General features: G+C 71.3%; 12 protein-coding genes. 6 read left to right on the forward strand and 6 right to left on the reverse strand.

The annotated features are described in order from the left end of the window. The 4 genes from C7456_RS07785 (at window position 1) to lpxC (ending at window position 4,634) form a co-directional block, all read left to right on the forward strand. Window positions 1–741, forward strand: coding sequence for a cell division protein FtsQ/DivIB (locus C7456_RS07785; protein ID WP_109723185.1), 741 nt, complete (start codon window positions 1–3; stop codon window positions 739–741). Beyond that, entirely contained in the window at window positions 738–1,970 is a 1,233-nt protein-coding gene (gene ftsA, locus C7456_RS07790) for a cell division protein FtsA (RefSeq protein WP_109723330.1), read from the forward strand. The genes C7456_RS07785 and ftsA overlap by 4 nt, the downstream gene beginning before the upstream one ends. 154 nt (window positions 1,971–2,124) lie before the next feature. Then, window positions 2,125–3,306, forward strand: coding sequence for a cell division protein FtsZ (gene ftsZ, locus C7456_RS07795; RefSeq protein ID WP_109723186.1), 1,182 nt, complete (start codon window positions 2,125–2,127; stop codon window positions 3,304–3,306). Window positions 3,307–3,719: 413 nt separating this feature from the next. Beyond that, the gene (lpxC, locus tag C7456_RS07800; RefSeq protein WP_109723187.1) at window positions 3,720–4,634 is read left to right on the forward strand and encodes a UDP-3-O-acyl-N-acetylglucosamine deacetylase; all 915 of its coding nucleotides are present in this window, start codon (window positions 3,720–3,722) and stop codon (window positions 4,632–4,634) included. A gap of 312 nt (window positions 4,635–4,946) precedes the next feature. Here the strand turns inward: lpxC and C7456_RS07805 are convergent, their stop codons facing one another. Further along, window positions 4,947–5,414: a DciA family protein gene (locus C7456_RS07805; protein WP_109723188.1), complete on the reverse strand. Its 468-nt coding sequence runs from the start codon at window positions 5,412–5,414 to the stop codon at window positions 4,947–4,949. 28 nt (window positions 5,415–5,442) lie between these two features. Between C7456_RS07805 and C7456_RS07810 the strand changes: the two genes are divergently transcribed. Together C7456_RS07810 and secA are read left to right on the forward strand one after the other, a co-directional pair. After that, complete coding sequence (locus tag C7456_RS07810) at window positions 5,443–6,375, forward strand: M23 family metallopeptidase (RefSeq protein WP_109723189.1); 933 nt, start codon at window positions 5,443–5,445, stop codon at window positions 6,373–6,375. Window positions 6,376–6,515: 140 nt separating this feature from the next. Further along, window positions 6,516–9,251, forward strand: a complete 2,736-nt coding sequence (gene secA, locus C7456_RS07815; RefSeq protein WP_109723190.1) for a preprotein translocase subunit SecA — start codon at window positions 6,516–6,518, stop codon at window positions 9,249–9,251. Between the two features lie 174 nt (window positions 9,252–9,425). Here the strand turns inward: secA and C7456_RS07820 are convergent, their stop codons facing one another. From C7456_RS07820 to C7456_RS07840, 5 genes are all read right to left on the reverse strand, one after another. After that, complete coding sequence (locus C7456_RS07820) at window positions 9,426–10,277, reverse strand: symmetrical bis(5'-nucleosyl)-tetraphosphatase (RefSeq protein ID WP_109723191.1); 852 nt, start codon at window positions 10,275–10,277, stop codon at window positions 9,426–9,428. Further along, a complete protein-coding gene (gene apaG, locus C7456_RS07825) occupies window positions 10,277–10,660 on the reverse strand; it encodes a Co2+/Mg2+ efflux protein ApaG (RefSeq protein WP_109723192.1) in 384 nt (127 codons plus the stop codon). The genes C7456_RS07820 and apaG overlap by 1 nt, the downstream gene beginning before the upstream one ends. A gap of 44 nt (window positions 10,661–10,704) precedes the next feature. Next, window positions 10,705–11,508: a 16S rRNA (adenine(1518)-N(6)/adenine(1519)-N(6))-dimethyltransferase RsmA gene (rsmA, locus tag C7456_RS07830; RefSeq protein ID WP_109723193.1), complete on the reverse strand. Its 804-nt coding sequence runs from the start codon at window positions 11,506–11,508 to the stop codon at window positions 10,705–10,707. Window positions 11,509–11,657: 149 nt separating this feature from the next. Continuing rightward, window positions 11,658–12,659 (reverse strand): 4-hydroxythreonine-4-phosphate dehydrogenase PdxA, encoded by a 1,002-nt coding sequence (pdxA, locus tag C7456_RS07835; RefSeq protein ID WP_109723194.1) that lies wholly within the window; start codon window positions 12,657–12,659, stop codon window positions 11,658–11,660. Between the two features lie 7 nt (window positions 12,660–12,666). Continuing rightward, complete coding sequence (locus tag C7456_RS07840; RefSeq protein WP_109723195.1) at window positions 12,667–14,010, reverse strand: peptidylprolyl isomerase; 1,344 nt, start codon at window positions 14,008–14,010, stop codon at window positions 12,667–12,669. Between the last annotated feature and the right edge of the window lie 8 nt (window positions 14,011–14,018).

The raw sequence follows: 14,018 nt of genomic DNA on the forward strand, positions 1-14,018 counted from the left end.
ATGAGGGGCGCCATCCGCCTCCTCGCCTGGTGCCTGGCGATCGCGCTGGTCGCGCTGCCGGTGGTCGGCGTGCTGCGCGGCTGGTTCGCCGCCAACCGCTGGCCGGTGACCCGGCTCACCGTGCAGGCCGAGTTCAAGCACGTCGGCGCCGAGCAGATCCGCGCCGCGATCCTGCCGCGGCTGGGCCGGGGCTTCTTCGCGCTGGACCTGGATGCCGTGCAGAAGGCGGTCGCCGCGCTGCCGTGGGTGGAGTCGGTGGAGGCGCGCAAGCGCTGGCCGGACACGCTGATCCTGCGCGTGTACGAGCGCCAGCCGTTCGCGCGCTGGAACGACAAGCAGCTGATCAGCCGCCAGGGCCAGGTGTTCGACGCCCCGCAGGACGCCGAGGCCGCCGGCCTGCCGGCGCTGCGCGGCCCCGACGCGCGCCTGGCCGAGGTGGTGAGCTTCTACGCCGAGGCGCAGAAGGCCTTCGCCGGCACCCGCCTGAGGATCACCGGCGTGGCGCTCACCGAGCGCGGCAGCTGGAGCCTGGCCACCGCCGACGGCGCGCAGATCGTGCTCGGCGACCGCGAGCAGGCCGGCCGCCGGCTGCGCCGCTTCCTCGACGTCTACCCGCAGCTGATGGCCGGCCACGCGGACAACTTCCTCTACGCCGACCTTCGCTACACCAACGGTTTCGCCGTGCGGTGGCCGCCGCAGGCGCCGGCCGCCGCACCCTCCGGAGGCACGCCCCGCACATGAAGACCCGCAACGACAAGCAACTCGTGGTCGGCCTGGACATCGGCACCTCCAAGGTGACGGCGATCGTGGGCGAGTACGAGCCGGGCGAGCCGATCGAGGTGATCGGGCTGGGCTCGCACGTCTCGCGCGGCATGAAGCGCGGCTCGGTGGTGGACATCGAGTCCACCGTGCACTCGATCCAGCGCGCGGTGGAGGAGGCCGAGCTGATGGCCGGCTGCGACATCCGCTCGGTGTACGCCTCGATCTCCGGCAGCCACCTGGAGACCAAGAACTCGCACGGCACCGCGGCGATCCGCGACCGCGAGGTCACCCCCGGCGATTTGGAGCAGGTGCTGGAGGCGGCCAGCGCGGTGGCGATCCCGGCCGACCGCAAGGTGCTCTACAAGGAGTCGCAGGAGTACCGCATCGACGGCCAGGACGGCATCCGCTCGCCGGTGGGCATGAGCGGCGTGCGCCTGGAGGCCAGCGTGCACCTGGTCACCGGCGCCGCGGCGGCGGTGCAGAACATCACCAAGTGCATCCAGCGCTGCGGGCTGTCGGTGGACGAGCTGGTGCCCTCGGCGGTGGCCAGCAGCAAGTCGGTGCTCACCGACGACGAGCGCGAGCTGGGCGTGTGCCTGGTCGACATCGGCGCCGGCACCACCGACATCGCCATCTACACCCAGGGCGCGATCCGCTACACCAAGTCGCTGCCGGTGGGCGGCGACCAGGTCACCAACGACATCGCCTACGGCGTGCACACGCCGACCGCGCACGCCGAGGAGATCAAGATCAAGTACGCCTGCGCGCTGGCCCAGCTGGCGCACGCGGAGGAGACCATCCAGGTGCCCAGCGTGGGCGACCGCCCGCCGCGCCGGCTGGCCCGCCAGTCGCTCGCGCAGAGCGTGCAGGCGCGCTACGAGGAGATCTTCGAGATGGTGCAGGACGAGCTGCGCCGCTCCGGCTACGAGAGCCTGGTGGCGGCCGGCGTGGTGCTCACCGGCGGCGCCGCGCGGATGGAAGGCGCGCTGGAGCTGGCCGAGGAGATCTTCCACAAGATGGTGCGCGTCGGCGTGCCGCAGCACGTCACCGGCCTGGGCGAGGTGGTCGCCAACCCGCTGCACTCCACCGGCGTGGGCCTGCTGCTGCACGGCGCGCGCGCCGGCGGCATGCGCGTGAGCGGCCCGGCCGGCGGCAGCGTGGGCGGGCTGGTCGGCAAGCTGCGCAACTGGGTCACCCGGAATTTCTAGGCCGGGACGGGGCGCGGACCCCGTTCCAGGCCGCAAGGCTTCCGGCGGCAGGGAGCGCCGCCACGGGCGAATGGAGGTTCGCCCACCGCCCCGGTCCGGCAGGAGCCGCGCCCGGGGATACAACGACAACGTAGCGCTCTACGGAGGACGGGAAATGTTCGAACTGATCGAAAAACTGGCACCAAACGCGGTCATCAAGGTCATCGGCGTGGGCGGCGGCGGCGGCAACGCCGTGGCGCACATGCTCAACGCCAACATCGAGGGCGTCGAGTTCGTCGTCGCCAACACCGACGCGCAGGCGATGAAGAGCTGCGCCGGGCGCACCACCCACCTGCAGCTGGGCGCCAACGTCACCAAGGGCCTGGGCGCGGGCGCGAACCCCGAGGTCGGCCGCCAGGCCGCGCTGGAGGACCGCGAGCGCATCGAGGAGGTGCTCGACGGCGCCGACATGGTGTTCATCACCGCCGGCATGGGCGGCGGCACCGGCACCGGCGCGGCGCCGGTGGTGGCGCAGCTGGCCAAGGAGAAGGGCATCCTCACCGTGGCGGTGGTCACCAAGCCGTTCCCGTTCGAGGGGCGCCGGCGCATGCAGGTGGCGCTGAAGGGCATCGAGGACCTGTCCCAGCACGTGGACTCGCTGATCACCGTGCCGAACGAGAAGCTGCTGTCCGTGCTCGGCCGCGAGGTCACCCTGCTCAACGCCTTCAAGGCCGCCAACGACGTGCTGCAGGGCGCGGTGCAGGGCATCGCCGACCTGATCACCGCGCCGGGCCTGATCAACGTCGACTTCGCCGACGTGCGCACGGTGATGAGCGAGATGGGCATGGCGATGATGGGCTCGGGCACCGCCCGCGGCGACGACCGCGCGCAGGCCGCGGCCGAGGCGGCGATCAACAACCCGCTGCTGGAGGACGTCAACCTCAACGGCGCCTGCGGCATCCTGGTCAACGTCACCGCCGGCCCCAACCTCACCATGCGCGAGTTCGACGAGATCGGCCGGGTGATCCACGACTTCGCCAGCGAGGACGCCACCGTGGTGATCGGCACCTCGCTCGACCCGGAGATGCAGGACGACGTGCGCGTCACCGTGGTGGCCACCGGCCTCAACCGCGCCGCCGGCCGCCAGCCGGTGCGTCCGGTCGCCACCCAGCAGGTGGAGATGCGCCAGCGCCCGCGTCCGGTGGTGCTGCGCACCGGCACCGGCAACGAGGTGGTGGATTACGCCCAGCCGGAGGTGGTGGCCAGCACCGCGCGCGGCGACGGCGGCGCCAAGCCGGTCGACCCGAACCTGGACTACCTGGACATCCCGGCCTTCCTGCGCCGCCAGGCCGACTGAGCGGCGCCGTCCGGCGGAAGGTGAAAAGTGTAAAAACCGATTGAACGAATCGCCCGGTCGGCGTGTCAGTGTGAGGACACGCCGGTGCGGTCGGGCCCGCAAGGCCCGGCCGGGGCGGTCGTCGATCGGCCCATGGCAGGCTGCGTGCCGGGCTTCCGGCCACGCGACCGGCTGGCAGGAACGCCAGCCGGAAAGGCTCCCCCCGCGCCGGCTTCCCGTCCCGGCGGCGGGGGTGTTTTCTTGCAAGCAATTGATGGAAAAGGGCTTGTTCGTGAGATGTGACGCCCTTCACGGATGAAGGAAACATGAAAGCGTGGACAGACTGTACGGTACGGTTTGCTTTTTTCTCAGGTTAAGACTGTGTTAGCATCCGTCCCCTGTTGGCTGCTGCCTCTCAACGAGTACCTACCGAAATGATCAAGCAGCGTACGCTCAAGAACATCATCCGGGCGACCGGCGTGGGCTTGCACACCGGTGACAAGGTCTACATGACGCTGCGTCCGGCGGCGCCGAACACCGGCATCGTGTTCCGCCGCACCGACCTCAACCCGCCGGTGGAGATCCACGCGCGGCCCGACAACGTCGGCGACACGCGCCTGTCCACCACCCTCGTCAACGGCGACGTGCGCGTCTCCACGGTCGAGCACCTGCTCTCGGCGATGGCCGGCCTAGGGATCGACAACGCCTACGTCGACCTGTCCGCGCCGGAGGTGCCGATCATGGACGGCAGCGCCGGCCCCTTCGTGTTCCTGCTGCAGTCGGCGGGCATCGAGGAGCAGAACGCGGCCAAGCGCTTCATCCGCATCAAGAAGCCGGTGAAGGTGCAGGACGGCGACAAGTGGGCCCGCTTCGAGCCGTTCGAGGGCTTCAAGGTCGGCTTCTCGATCGAGTTCAACCACCCGATCATCTCCAAGCGCACCTCGCAGGCGGAGATCGACTTCTCCACCACCTCGTTCGTGAAGGAAGTCAGCCGCGCACGCACCTTCGGCTTCATGCGCGACATCGAGATGCTGCGCGAGCACAACCTGGCGCTGGGCGGCTCGATGGACAACGCCGTGGTGCTGGACGACTACCGCGTGCTGAACGAGGACGGCCTGCGCTACGAGGACGAGTTCGTCAAGCACAAGATCCTCGACGCCATCGGCGACCTCTACCTGCTCGGCCACAGCCTGGTCGGCGCCTACTACGCGCACAAGTCCGGCCACGAGCTCAACAACAAGCTGCTGCGCACGCTGATGGCCGACGCCACCGCGTGGGAAGAGGTCAGCTACCAGGACGACCCGGCCACGGCGCCGATTTCCTACGCGCATCCGGCCCAGGCGATCTGACGCGCCGCGCCCGCTGCGACGACGGCTTGGCGGCCGCATCCTCCGGGATGCGGCCGCTTTGCTTTGGGGCCGCGGCAGGCCGGGCGATGGCCTGCCCGGCAGGCCGGTCCGTCCAACCGGACAGGCCCGGTGCGGAGACGGCGCGAGCAATTTGCGGACGACATCACGCCCCGGCCGGACTTGCCGCACGCCCCGGGGAAAGGCCCAACTTTCCCTTAACCTTCACGTGCTATAAACACTCGCCGGCGCGCCGGGGGCAGTGAGGCCCATGCCGCCGGCAGGACCGGATGCCGCCCATCCGCGTCCTCGGCATCAGGGGGAATCAGCAGTTTCGGCGAGGGACGCCAGCTGAAGGAACAGTGCCCGCATCTCGGGGTCTGTGACTGAAGCTGCGGCGGCTTTGAGATGGATGGCCGCGGCAGGCGAAAGCGGTTTGGGCCGTTCCGGCGACGTTGCCGCCGGCGGCCGGGGGACCACTTTCACGGTGACCGAACTGGCGCGTGCGCCGAGGGCGCGCGCGGTGGCGAGAATCTGCGCCTGCAGCAGGCGCAGGCGCGACGCCCAGGCCGGTGAGGAAGCCAGGAAGACGAGGCGGTCGTTGCGCAGGTCGGCGAATTGCACCTGCTCGCGCAGCGGCGTCGGCAGCGTCTGGCGCAGGGCGCGGTCCAACGCATCCCGCTCGCCGGCCTTCCGGGCCAGCGAGGCGAAGGAGCCGCATTCGCCCAAGGGCCTGGGGCCCGGGGCGGTGCGGCGAGGGGCGGGTGGATCGGCGCGCTGCATGGGCCGGCATCTTCGAAGTTGAGCAGGCATGCAAATCATACTCGTCTCCCGCACCAAGACGGTGCCACGAACGCTGGACCTGGCCAGCCGGCGCATGCGCTGGCGGGTCGGCGCGATGCTGGCGGCGGCCGTCCTGGGCTGCGCGGGCCTGGGTGCGGCGCTGGCGCTGACCGTGGCCAGCCCGCGCGACCGCGCGCTGGCCGAGATCGGCGAGCTGAAGCGCCAGGTGCGCCAGCAGGACGCGCAGCTGGCGGCGGTGAAGCAGGACGCGCAGCGCAGCCTCGACGCCCTGGCGATGAAGCTCGGCCAGCTGCAGTCGCAGTCGACCCGCCTCAACGCGCTCGGCGAGCGCCTGGTCCAGGCCGGCAAGCTCGACGAGAGCGAGTTCAACTTCGACCGCGACCCGCCGGTCGGCGGCGTCGAGGACACCGCCGACAGCACCGCCTACACGCTGCCGCAGTCGCTGGAGGCGGGCATCGACCAGCTCGCCCGCCAGTTCGACGCCCAGCAGGCCCAGCTGAGCGCGCTGCAGAGCCTGCTGCTGGACGCCAAGATCGAGTCCGGCCTCAAGCCCACCGGGATGCCGGTGCAGGGCTACATCTCCTCCTACTTCGGCGGCCGGCCGGACCCGTTCAGCGGGCACAGCGCCCGCCACACCGGCATCGACATCGCCGCCGACGCGGGCATGCAGGTGCATGCGGTGGCCGAGGGCATGGTCACCTACGCCGGCGTGCGCAGCGGCTACGGCAACGTGGTGGAGATCGACCACGGCAACGGCTACATGACCCGCTACGCGCACAACAGCGCCCTGCTGGTGCATCCGGGCCAGCGCGTGCACATCGGCGACGCCATCGCCAGGGTGGGCTCCACCGGCCGCTCCACCGGCCCGCACGTGCATTTCGAGGTCTGGTACGGGGGCCGCGTGGTGAACCCGCTGGCCTACGTGCGCAGCCACCGCTGACCGCCGGGCCGCGGCCCGGCCGCGGGACTCTTGAATCGGCCCCGCCGCGCCGCCATCCGGGGAGTCCGGGCCGGGTGTAGTACCATGCCCGTTTGGCCGCGCCCGGGCGCGGCGCCCCGTTTCCCCAATCCGGAACACCGATGCTCAATCGTGCCCTGACGAGCCTGTTTGGCAGCCGCAACGAGCGCGTGCTGCGCCAGCTCTCCAAGACCGTCGCGCGCATCAACGCGCTGGAACCCGAGTTCGAGAAGCTCAGCGACGACGCCCTGCGCGGCAAGACCGACGAGTACAGGCAGCGCGTCGCCGCGGGCGAGCCGCTGGACAAGCTGCTGCCGGAGGCCTTCGCCGTGGTGCGCGAGGCGTCCAAGCGCGCGCTCGGCCTGCGCCACTACGACGTGCAGCTGATCGGCGGCATGGTGCTGCACATGGGCAAGATCGCCGAGATGCGCACCGGCGAGGGCAAGACCCTGGTGGCCACGCTGCCGGTGTACCTCAACGCGCTGGAAGGCAAGGGCGTGCACGTGGTCACCGTGAACGACTACCTGGCCCGCCGCGACGCCGCGCAGATGGGCAAGCTGTACAACTTCCTGGGCCTGTCGGTGGGCGTGGTGTACCCGGGCATGGACCACGCCGACAAGCACGCCGCCTACGCCGCCGACATCACCTACGGCACCAACAACGAGTTCGGCTTCGACTACCTGCGCGACAACATGGCGCTCAGCAAGGAGCAGCGCTACCAGCGCGGCCTCCACTACGCCATCGTCGACGAGGTGGACTCGATCCTGATCGACGAGGCGCGCACGCCGCTGATCATCTCCGGCCCGGCCGAGGACTCGCCGCAGCTGTACCTGGCGGTGAACAAGATCGTGCCGCGCATGGTCCGCCAGGAGCAGGAGGACGGTCCCGGCGACTACTGGGTCGACGAGAAGCAGAAGCAGGTGCACCTGTCCGAGGAGGGCATGTCGCACGCCGATGAGCTGCTGCACCAGGCCGGCGTGATCGAGCCGGACAGCGGCCTGTACGACTCCAAGAACCTGGCGGTGGTGCACCACCTCAACGCCGCGCTGCGCGCGCACGCGATCTACCACCGCGACGTGGACTACATCGTGCGCGACGGCGAGGTGATCATCGTCGACGAGTTCACCGGCCGCACGCTGCCGGGCCGGCGCTGGTCCGACGGCCTGCACCAGGCGGTGGAGGCGAAGGAGGGCGTGCCGATCCAGCGCGAGAACCAGACGCTGGCCACGATCACCTTCCAGAACCTGTTCCGCATGTACAAGAAGCTGGCCGGCATGACCGGCACGGCGGACACGGAAGCCTACGAGTTCCAGCAGATCTACGGCCTGGAGGTGGTGGTGATCCCCACCCACAAGCCGATGATCCGCAAGGACAACCCGGACATGGTCTTCCTCGGCCAGAAGGCCAAGTACGACGCGGTGATCGACGACATCAAGGACTGCCACAAGCGCGGCCAGCCGGTGCTGGTGGGCACCACCTCGATCGAGGTGTCCGAGCTGCTGTCGGGCCTGCTCAAGGCGCACAGGATCCCGCACGAGGTGCTCAACGCCAAGCAGCACGAGCGCGAGGCGCACATCGTGGCGCAGGCCGGCGCGCCGGGCGCGGTGACCATCGCCACCAACATGGCCGGCCGCGGCACCGACATCGTGCTGGGCGGCAGCCTGGAGGCGGCGCTGGCCGCGCTGCCGGAGGACGCCAGCGAGACCGACCGCGCCCGCGTCAAGGCCGATTGGAAGAAGCGCCACGAGCAGGTGGTGGCCGCCGGCGGCCTGCACATCATCGGCACCGAGCGGCACGAGTCCCGCCGCATCGACAACCAGCTGCGCGGCCGTTCCGGCCGCCAGGGCGACCCGGGCTCCTCGCGCTTCTACCTGTCGCTGGAGGACAACCTGCTGCGCATCTTCGCCGGCGACTGGGTCGGCCGCTGGATGCGCATGTTCGGCATGAAGGAGCACGACGCGCTGGAGGATCGCATGATCAGCCGGCAGATCGAGAAGGCGCAGCGCAAGGTCGAGCAGCACAACTTCGACATCCGCAAGCACCTGCTGGAGTTCGACGACGTCGCCAACGACCAGCGCAAGGTGATCTACGCCCAGCGCGACGAGCTGCTGGAGGGCGAGGACATCGCCGAGGCGATCGCCGACATCCGCGACGACGTGGTCGAGCAGGTGGTGCGCCGCTACGTGCCGCCGCACAGCATCGACGAGCAGTGGGACATCCCCGGCCTCGACCGCGAGCTGGAGAGCGAGTTCGGCCTGGCGCTGGACCTCAGGCACTGGGTCGAGCAGCAGCACGAGCTGGACGACGCGGCGATTCTCGCGCACGTGCGCGAGGGCATGCGCCAGCTGTTCCAGGGCAAGGAGGCGCAGGTCGGCGCCGAGACCATGCGCCAGCTGGAGAAGCACGTGATGCTGAGCGTGCTCGACAACGCCTGGAAGGAGCACCTGGCCAGCATGGACTACCTGCGCCAGGGCATCTACCTGCGCGGCTACGCGCAGAAGCAGCCCAAGCAGGAGTTCAAGCGCGAGTCCTTCGAGCTGTTCTCGGCGATGCTGGAGCGGATCAAGCTGGAGGTGGTGCAGATGCTGGCGCGCATCCGCATCCGCAGCGAGGAGGAGGTCGCCGCGATGGAGGCCGAGCAGCAGCGCCTGGCCCAGCGCCTGCAGCAGCAGATGCTGGCCAGCGGCGGCGGCGCGCCGACCGGCGCGCTCGACGCGGACGCCGAGGCGCTCGCCGCCGGCGCCATGCAGGCGCCGCGGCCGGTCCCGCGCGAGGGCCTGCTGAAGATCGGCCGCAACGATCCCTGCCCGTGCGGGTCGGGCAAGAAGTACAAGCACTGCCACGGCCAGCTGAGCTGACGGGGCGGGGCCAGCCTGGGGCGAGTAGCGGGTAGCGAGGGCGCGCTTCGGCCGGGGGCTCTCGCTGCCCTGCGCGGCGCCGTTGGCGATGCGGCAGGCATTCCTCGCGCAGGCGGCCACTCGGGGCGCCGCGCTTTTTGCGCCCTCGCTACTCGCCCCTCATCCCTCTTCGGCTCAATCGCCGCCGCCGGGCGGCCGCGTGCGGTGCGGCTCGGCGTCCACCGCGACGTACTGCGGCTCCTCGGCATCCAGCCGCAGCGCGGTGAGCTGGCCGCCCCACACGCAGCCGGTGTCGATGGCGTAGACGCCCAGGCCCGCGAAGCGGCCCAGCGCCGACCAGTGGCCGCAGACGATGCGCGTCTCGCGGCGGCGCATGCCCGGCACCTCGAACCAGGGATACATGCCCGGCTTCTGCGTGCCGGGGATGCCCTTGCTCTCGAAGTCGATGCGGCCGTTGACGTCGCAGTAGCGCATGCGGGTCAGCGTGTTGATCGCAGCGCGCTGGCGCTCGATGCCCTGCAGGCGGTTCGACCAGCCGGCGGGGCGGTTGCCGAACAGGTTCTTCAGCAGCCTCGCGTGGTGCGGCCCGGCCAGCTCGCGCTCGACGTCCTGCGCGACGCGCTGCGCCTGGCGCAGCGTCCACGAGGGCGCCAGCCCGGCGTGCACCATGGTCCAGCCCAGCGCCTCGTCGTGGTGCAGCAGCTTCTGCCCGCGCAGCCAGTCCAGCAGCGGGGGGGCGTCGTCGGCGAACAGCACCGCGCGCAGCTCGGGGTTCACCTTGGCCTGCGCGTCGGGCCGGCGCTCGGCGATGGCGAGCAGGCTGAGGTCGTGGTTGCCCAGGGTGACGACGACGTGGTCGCGCAGCGCGTGGATCAGCCTGAGCGTCTCCAGCGACTGCCCGCCGCGGTTGACCAGGTCGCCGCAGAACCACAGGCGGTCCTGCGCGGGATCGAAGCGCAGCTTGTCGAGCAGGCGCTGGAGTTCGGGAAGGCAACCCTGCACGTCGCCGATCGCATAGGTGGCCATCAGTGCAGGGTTCGCGGGATCGACAGGGTGAACGGCGGGATCGGCGCCTCGAAGCGCGTGCCGTCGTCGGCCAGCATCTGGTAGCTGCCGCGCATGGTGCCCACCGCGGTCTCCAGCACCGCGCCGGAGGTGTACTGGTAGTCGTCGCCGGGGCGCATCCACGGCTGCTCGCCGACCACGCCGTCGCCGCGCACTTCCTCCACCTTGCCGTTGGCGTCGGTGATGATCCAGTGCCGCGTGAGCAGGCGCGCGGGCACCGCGCCCGCGTTGCGCAGGGTCACGGTGTAGGCGAACACATAGCGGTTGTCGTCGGGCTTCGATTGGTCGGGGACGAAGCGCGTCTCGACCTGCACGTCGATCGTGTAGGAGGACTTGTCGTTCATGGGCGGATTGTAAGGCCTGCCGCCGCGGCTGGGGCGCACGGCGTTCAGTCGCCCGGCGCGCCGGCCTCGAGTTCGGCCAGGCGGACGAAGTCCAGCGGCGAGAGCGTTTCGGCGCGCGCCCTGGGGTCGACGCCGGCGCGCGCGATCGCCTCGGCGTCGAGCAGGCCCTTCAGCCCGTTGGCGAGCGTCTTGCGCCGCTGCGCAAAGGCCGCCTTCACGAGGGCGTGCACGCGCTGCGGGTCGGCGCCGTGGCGCTCGTGGGCGGCCAGCGGCACCAGCCGCACCGCCGCCGAGTCCACCTTCGGCGGCGGGCGGAACGCGCCCGGCGGCACGGTGAACAGCGGCTCGACGCGGCAGGCCAGCTGCAGCATCACCGAGAGCCGGCCGTAGACCTTGCTGCCCGGCTCGGCGGCCATGCGGTCGACCACCTCCTTCTGCAGCATGAAGTGCATGTCCTCGATCGCCGCGGCGTGCTCGACGCAATGGAACAGGATCGGGCTGGAGATGTAGTAGGGCAGGTTGCCGGCCAGGCGCAGGCGCTCCGCGCCGTGGCGGTGCGCCAGCGCGGTGAAGTCCACCTTGAGCACGTCGGCGTGGATCACCGCCAGCTCGCCCACGGCGGCGGCGCGCGCCTTGAGGTCCGGGATCAGGTCGGTGTCCAGCTCGATCGCGGTGAGCCGGCCGGCGGCGGCGAGCAGCGGCAGGGTGAGCGCGCCCTCGCCGGGGCCGATCTCGACCACGAAGTCGCCGGCGCGCGGCGCGATCGCGGCGACGATGCGCTCGATGTAGCGCTGCTCGTGCAGGAAGTGCTGGCCGAAGCTTTTCTTGGGGCGGGCGGGATGGTCCATGGGGGGGCGGCCGGATGGGGGCGGTGGAAGAACGAGGGATGAGGGGCAAGTAGCGAGGGCGCAGGTGCGCCGGGTGTCGTGGATGGTGTTCGTGCGTGAGCCTGTCGCGGCATGGGTGGCCTGCACGAGTAGTCGGGTCCGCGCCCTCGCTACTCGTCCCTCGCCCCTGGGGCACGCGCGGCCAGCTCCAGCGCCAGCCTCGCCGCAGCCAGCATGCTGGACGGATCGGCGCGCCCCGTGCCGGCCAGGTCCAGCGCGGTGCCGTGGTCGACCGAGGTGCGGACGAAGGGCAGGCCCAGGGTGAGGTTGACGGTGCGGTCGAAGGCCTCGCTCTTGAGCACCGGCAGCGCCTGGTCGTGGTACATCGCCAGCACCGCGTCGTAGCGCGCGCGCTGCGCGGGCACGAAGGCGGTGTCGGCGGGCAGCGGGCCGAGCAGCTGCATGCCCTCGGCGCGCAGCCGGTCCAGCAGTGGGACGATGGTGTCGATCTCCTCCCGCCCCAGGTGGCCGCCCTCGCCGGCATGCGGGTTGAGGCCGAGCACGGCGATGCGCGGCCGCGCCAGGCCGAACTTGGCCCCGAGCTCCGCGTGCACGATGCGCAGCGTGCGCTCCAGCGACGCGGCGGTGATCGCCGCCGGCACCGCGGCCAGCGGCAGGTGGGTGGTGGCCAGCGCCACGCGCAGCTCGGGGCTGGCCAGCATCATCACCACCCCGGCGCGCGCGCGCGCGGCGAAGAACTCGGTGTGGCCGCTGAAGCGGATGCCGGCCTCGTTGATCGAGGACTTCTGCAGCGGCGCGGTGACCACCGCGTCGTAGCGGCCGGCCAGGCAGCCGTCGGCGGCCTCGGCGAGGGTGGCGAGCACGTGGGCGGCGTTGCGCGGGTCGGGATGGCCGGGCCGTTCCTCCGCGCCGAGCGGCACGTGATGCACGCGCAGCGCGCCCGGCGCGCGCGCGCGGACGCGCGCGCCGTCGTCGTCGGACAAGGCGACGGCGGCGCCGCAGCGCGCGGCGGCGCGGCGCAGCAGGTCGCGGTCGGTGATCGCCACCAGGTCGGCCGCCAGCGGGCCGGCGGCCAGGCGGATCAGCAGCTCGGGGCCGACGCCCGCCGGCTCCCCCGCGGTGACGGCGAGCCGGGGCAGCGCGGCGTCCAAGCGGGCCTCAGGAGGACTTGCCCGCGTTGCCGGGCTCGCGCAGCTCGGGCACCAGGATGTCGACGTAGGCGTCGGCGCGGAGCTGGCGCAGGAAGTCGTCGTAGGCCTGCTCGGCCTTGCGGTTGCCGATCGCCTGGCGCGCCTGGTTGCGCTCGATGTCCTCGGTGCGGTCCTGCTGGCGGGTGCCCTCCAGCTGCAGGATGTGCCAGCCGGCCTCGGTCTGGAACGGCTGCGAGACCTGGCCTTCCTTGAGCTGGCCGACCTGCTGGGCGATCACCGAGCCCCAGTCGTTCTGGGCGAACCAGCCCATGTCGCCGCCGGCGTTGGCGGTGGTCGGGTCCTTGGAGTAGTCCTTCGCCAGCTTGGCGAAGTCCTCGTGCTTGTTGACGATGCGGTTGTACAGGTCGCGCGCCTGCTGCTCGGCCTGCGCGGGAGTGACCAGCTCGCTGGGCTTGATCAGGATCTGCCGCGCGTGGAACTCGGTGACCACCTGGCGGTCCGGCTGGCGCTGGCCGACCAGCTTGAGGATGTGGAAGCCGGTGGGGCCGCGCAGCGCCGGGGTGACGTCGCCCGGCTTCATCGCGGCGACGGTGTCGGCGAAGGCCGGCGGGATCTCGTCCAGCCGGCGCCAGCCCAGGTCGCCGCCGTCGAGGGCGTCCTGCGCGTCGGAGTAGCGGATCGCCGCGGCGTTGAAGTCCATGCCGCCCTTGATCGCGTTGAGCGCCTGCTCGGCCTTGGCCTGCGCGGCCTGGATGTCGGCGGCGCCGCCGCCGGCGGGGATGCTGACCTGGATGTGCGCCAGGTGCACCTCGCCGGCCTTGTAGGTGGGGCTGGCCAGCAGGTTGTTGATCTCGCTGTCGGTGATGCTCACCGAGTCGCGCACCACGCTGTCGTGCAGGCGCTGCACCACGAGCTGGTCGGCGAGCTGGGCGCGGAAGGCGGCGAACGAGCCGCCCTGCTGCTCCACCGCGGCGCGCAGCTGGTCCGGCGACATCTGGTTCTGCTGCGCCACGCCGGCCACGGCCTGGTCGACGTCGGCGTCGGCGACGCGGATGCCCTGCTCGTCGGCCTTCTGCACCTGCAGGCGCATCAGCACCAGGCGGTCGAGCACCTGGCGGCGCAGCACGTCCATCGGCGGCAGCTGGCCGGGGTTGCTGGCGTACTGCTGCTGGATCGAGCGCACGGCGTCGTCCAGCTCGCTCTGCAGGATCACGTCGTCGTTGACCACCGCCACGATGCGGTCCAGCGAGCGCTCGGACGCGCCCGCGGCCTGCGGCAACAGCTGGGCTTGGGCGGGCAGGGCGGCGGTCGCGGCCATCGCCAGCAGGATCAGCGCGAGGGGTTGCTTCATCGGTCTTG

Source organism: Fulvimonas soli, from assembly GCF_003148905.1.
Classification (GTDB): domain Bacteria; phylum Pseudomonadota; class Gammaproteobacteria; order Xanthomonadales; family Rhodanobacteraceae; genus Fulvimonas; species Fulvimonas soli.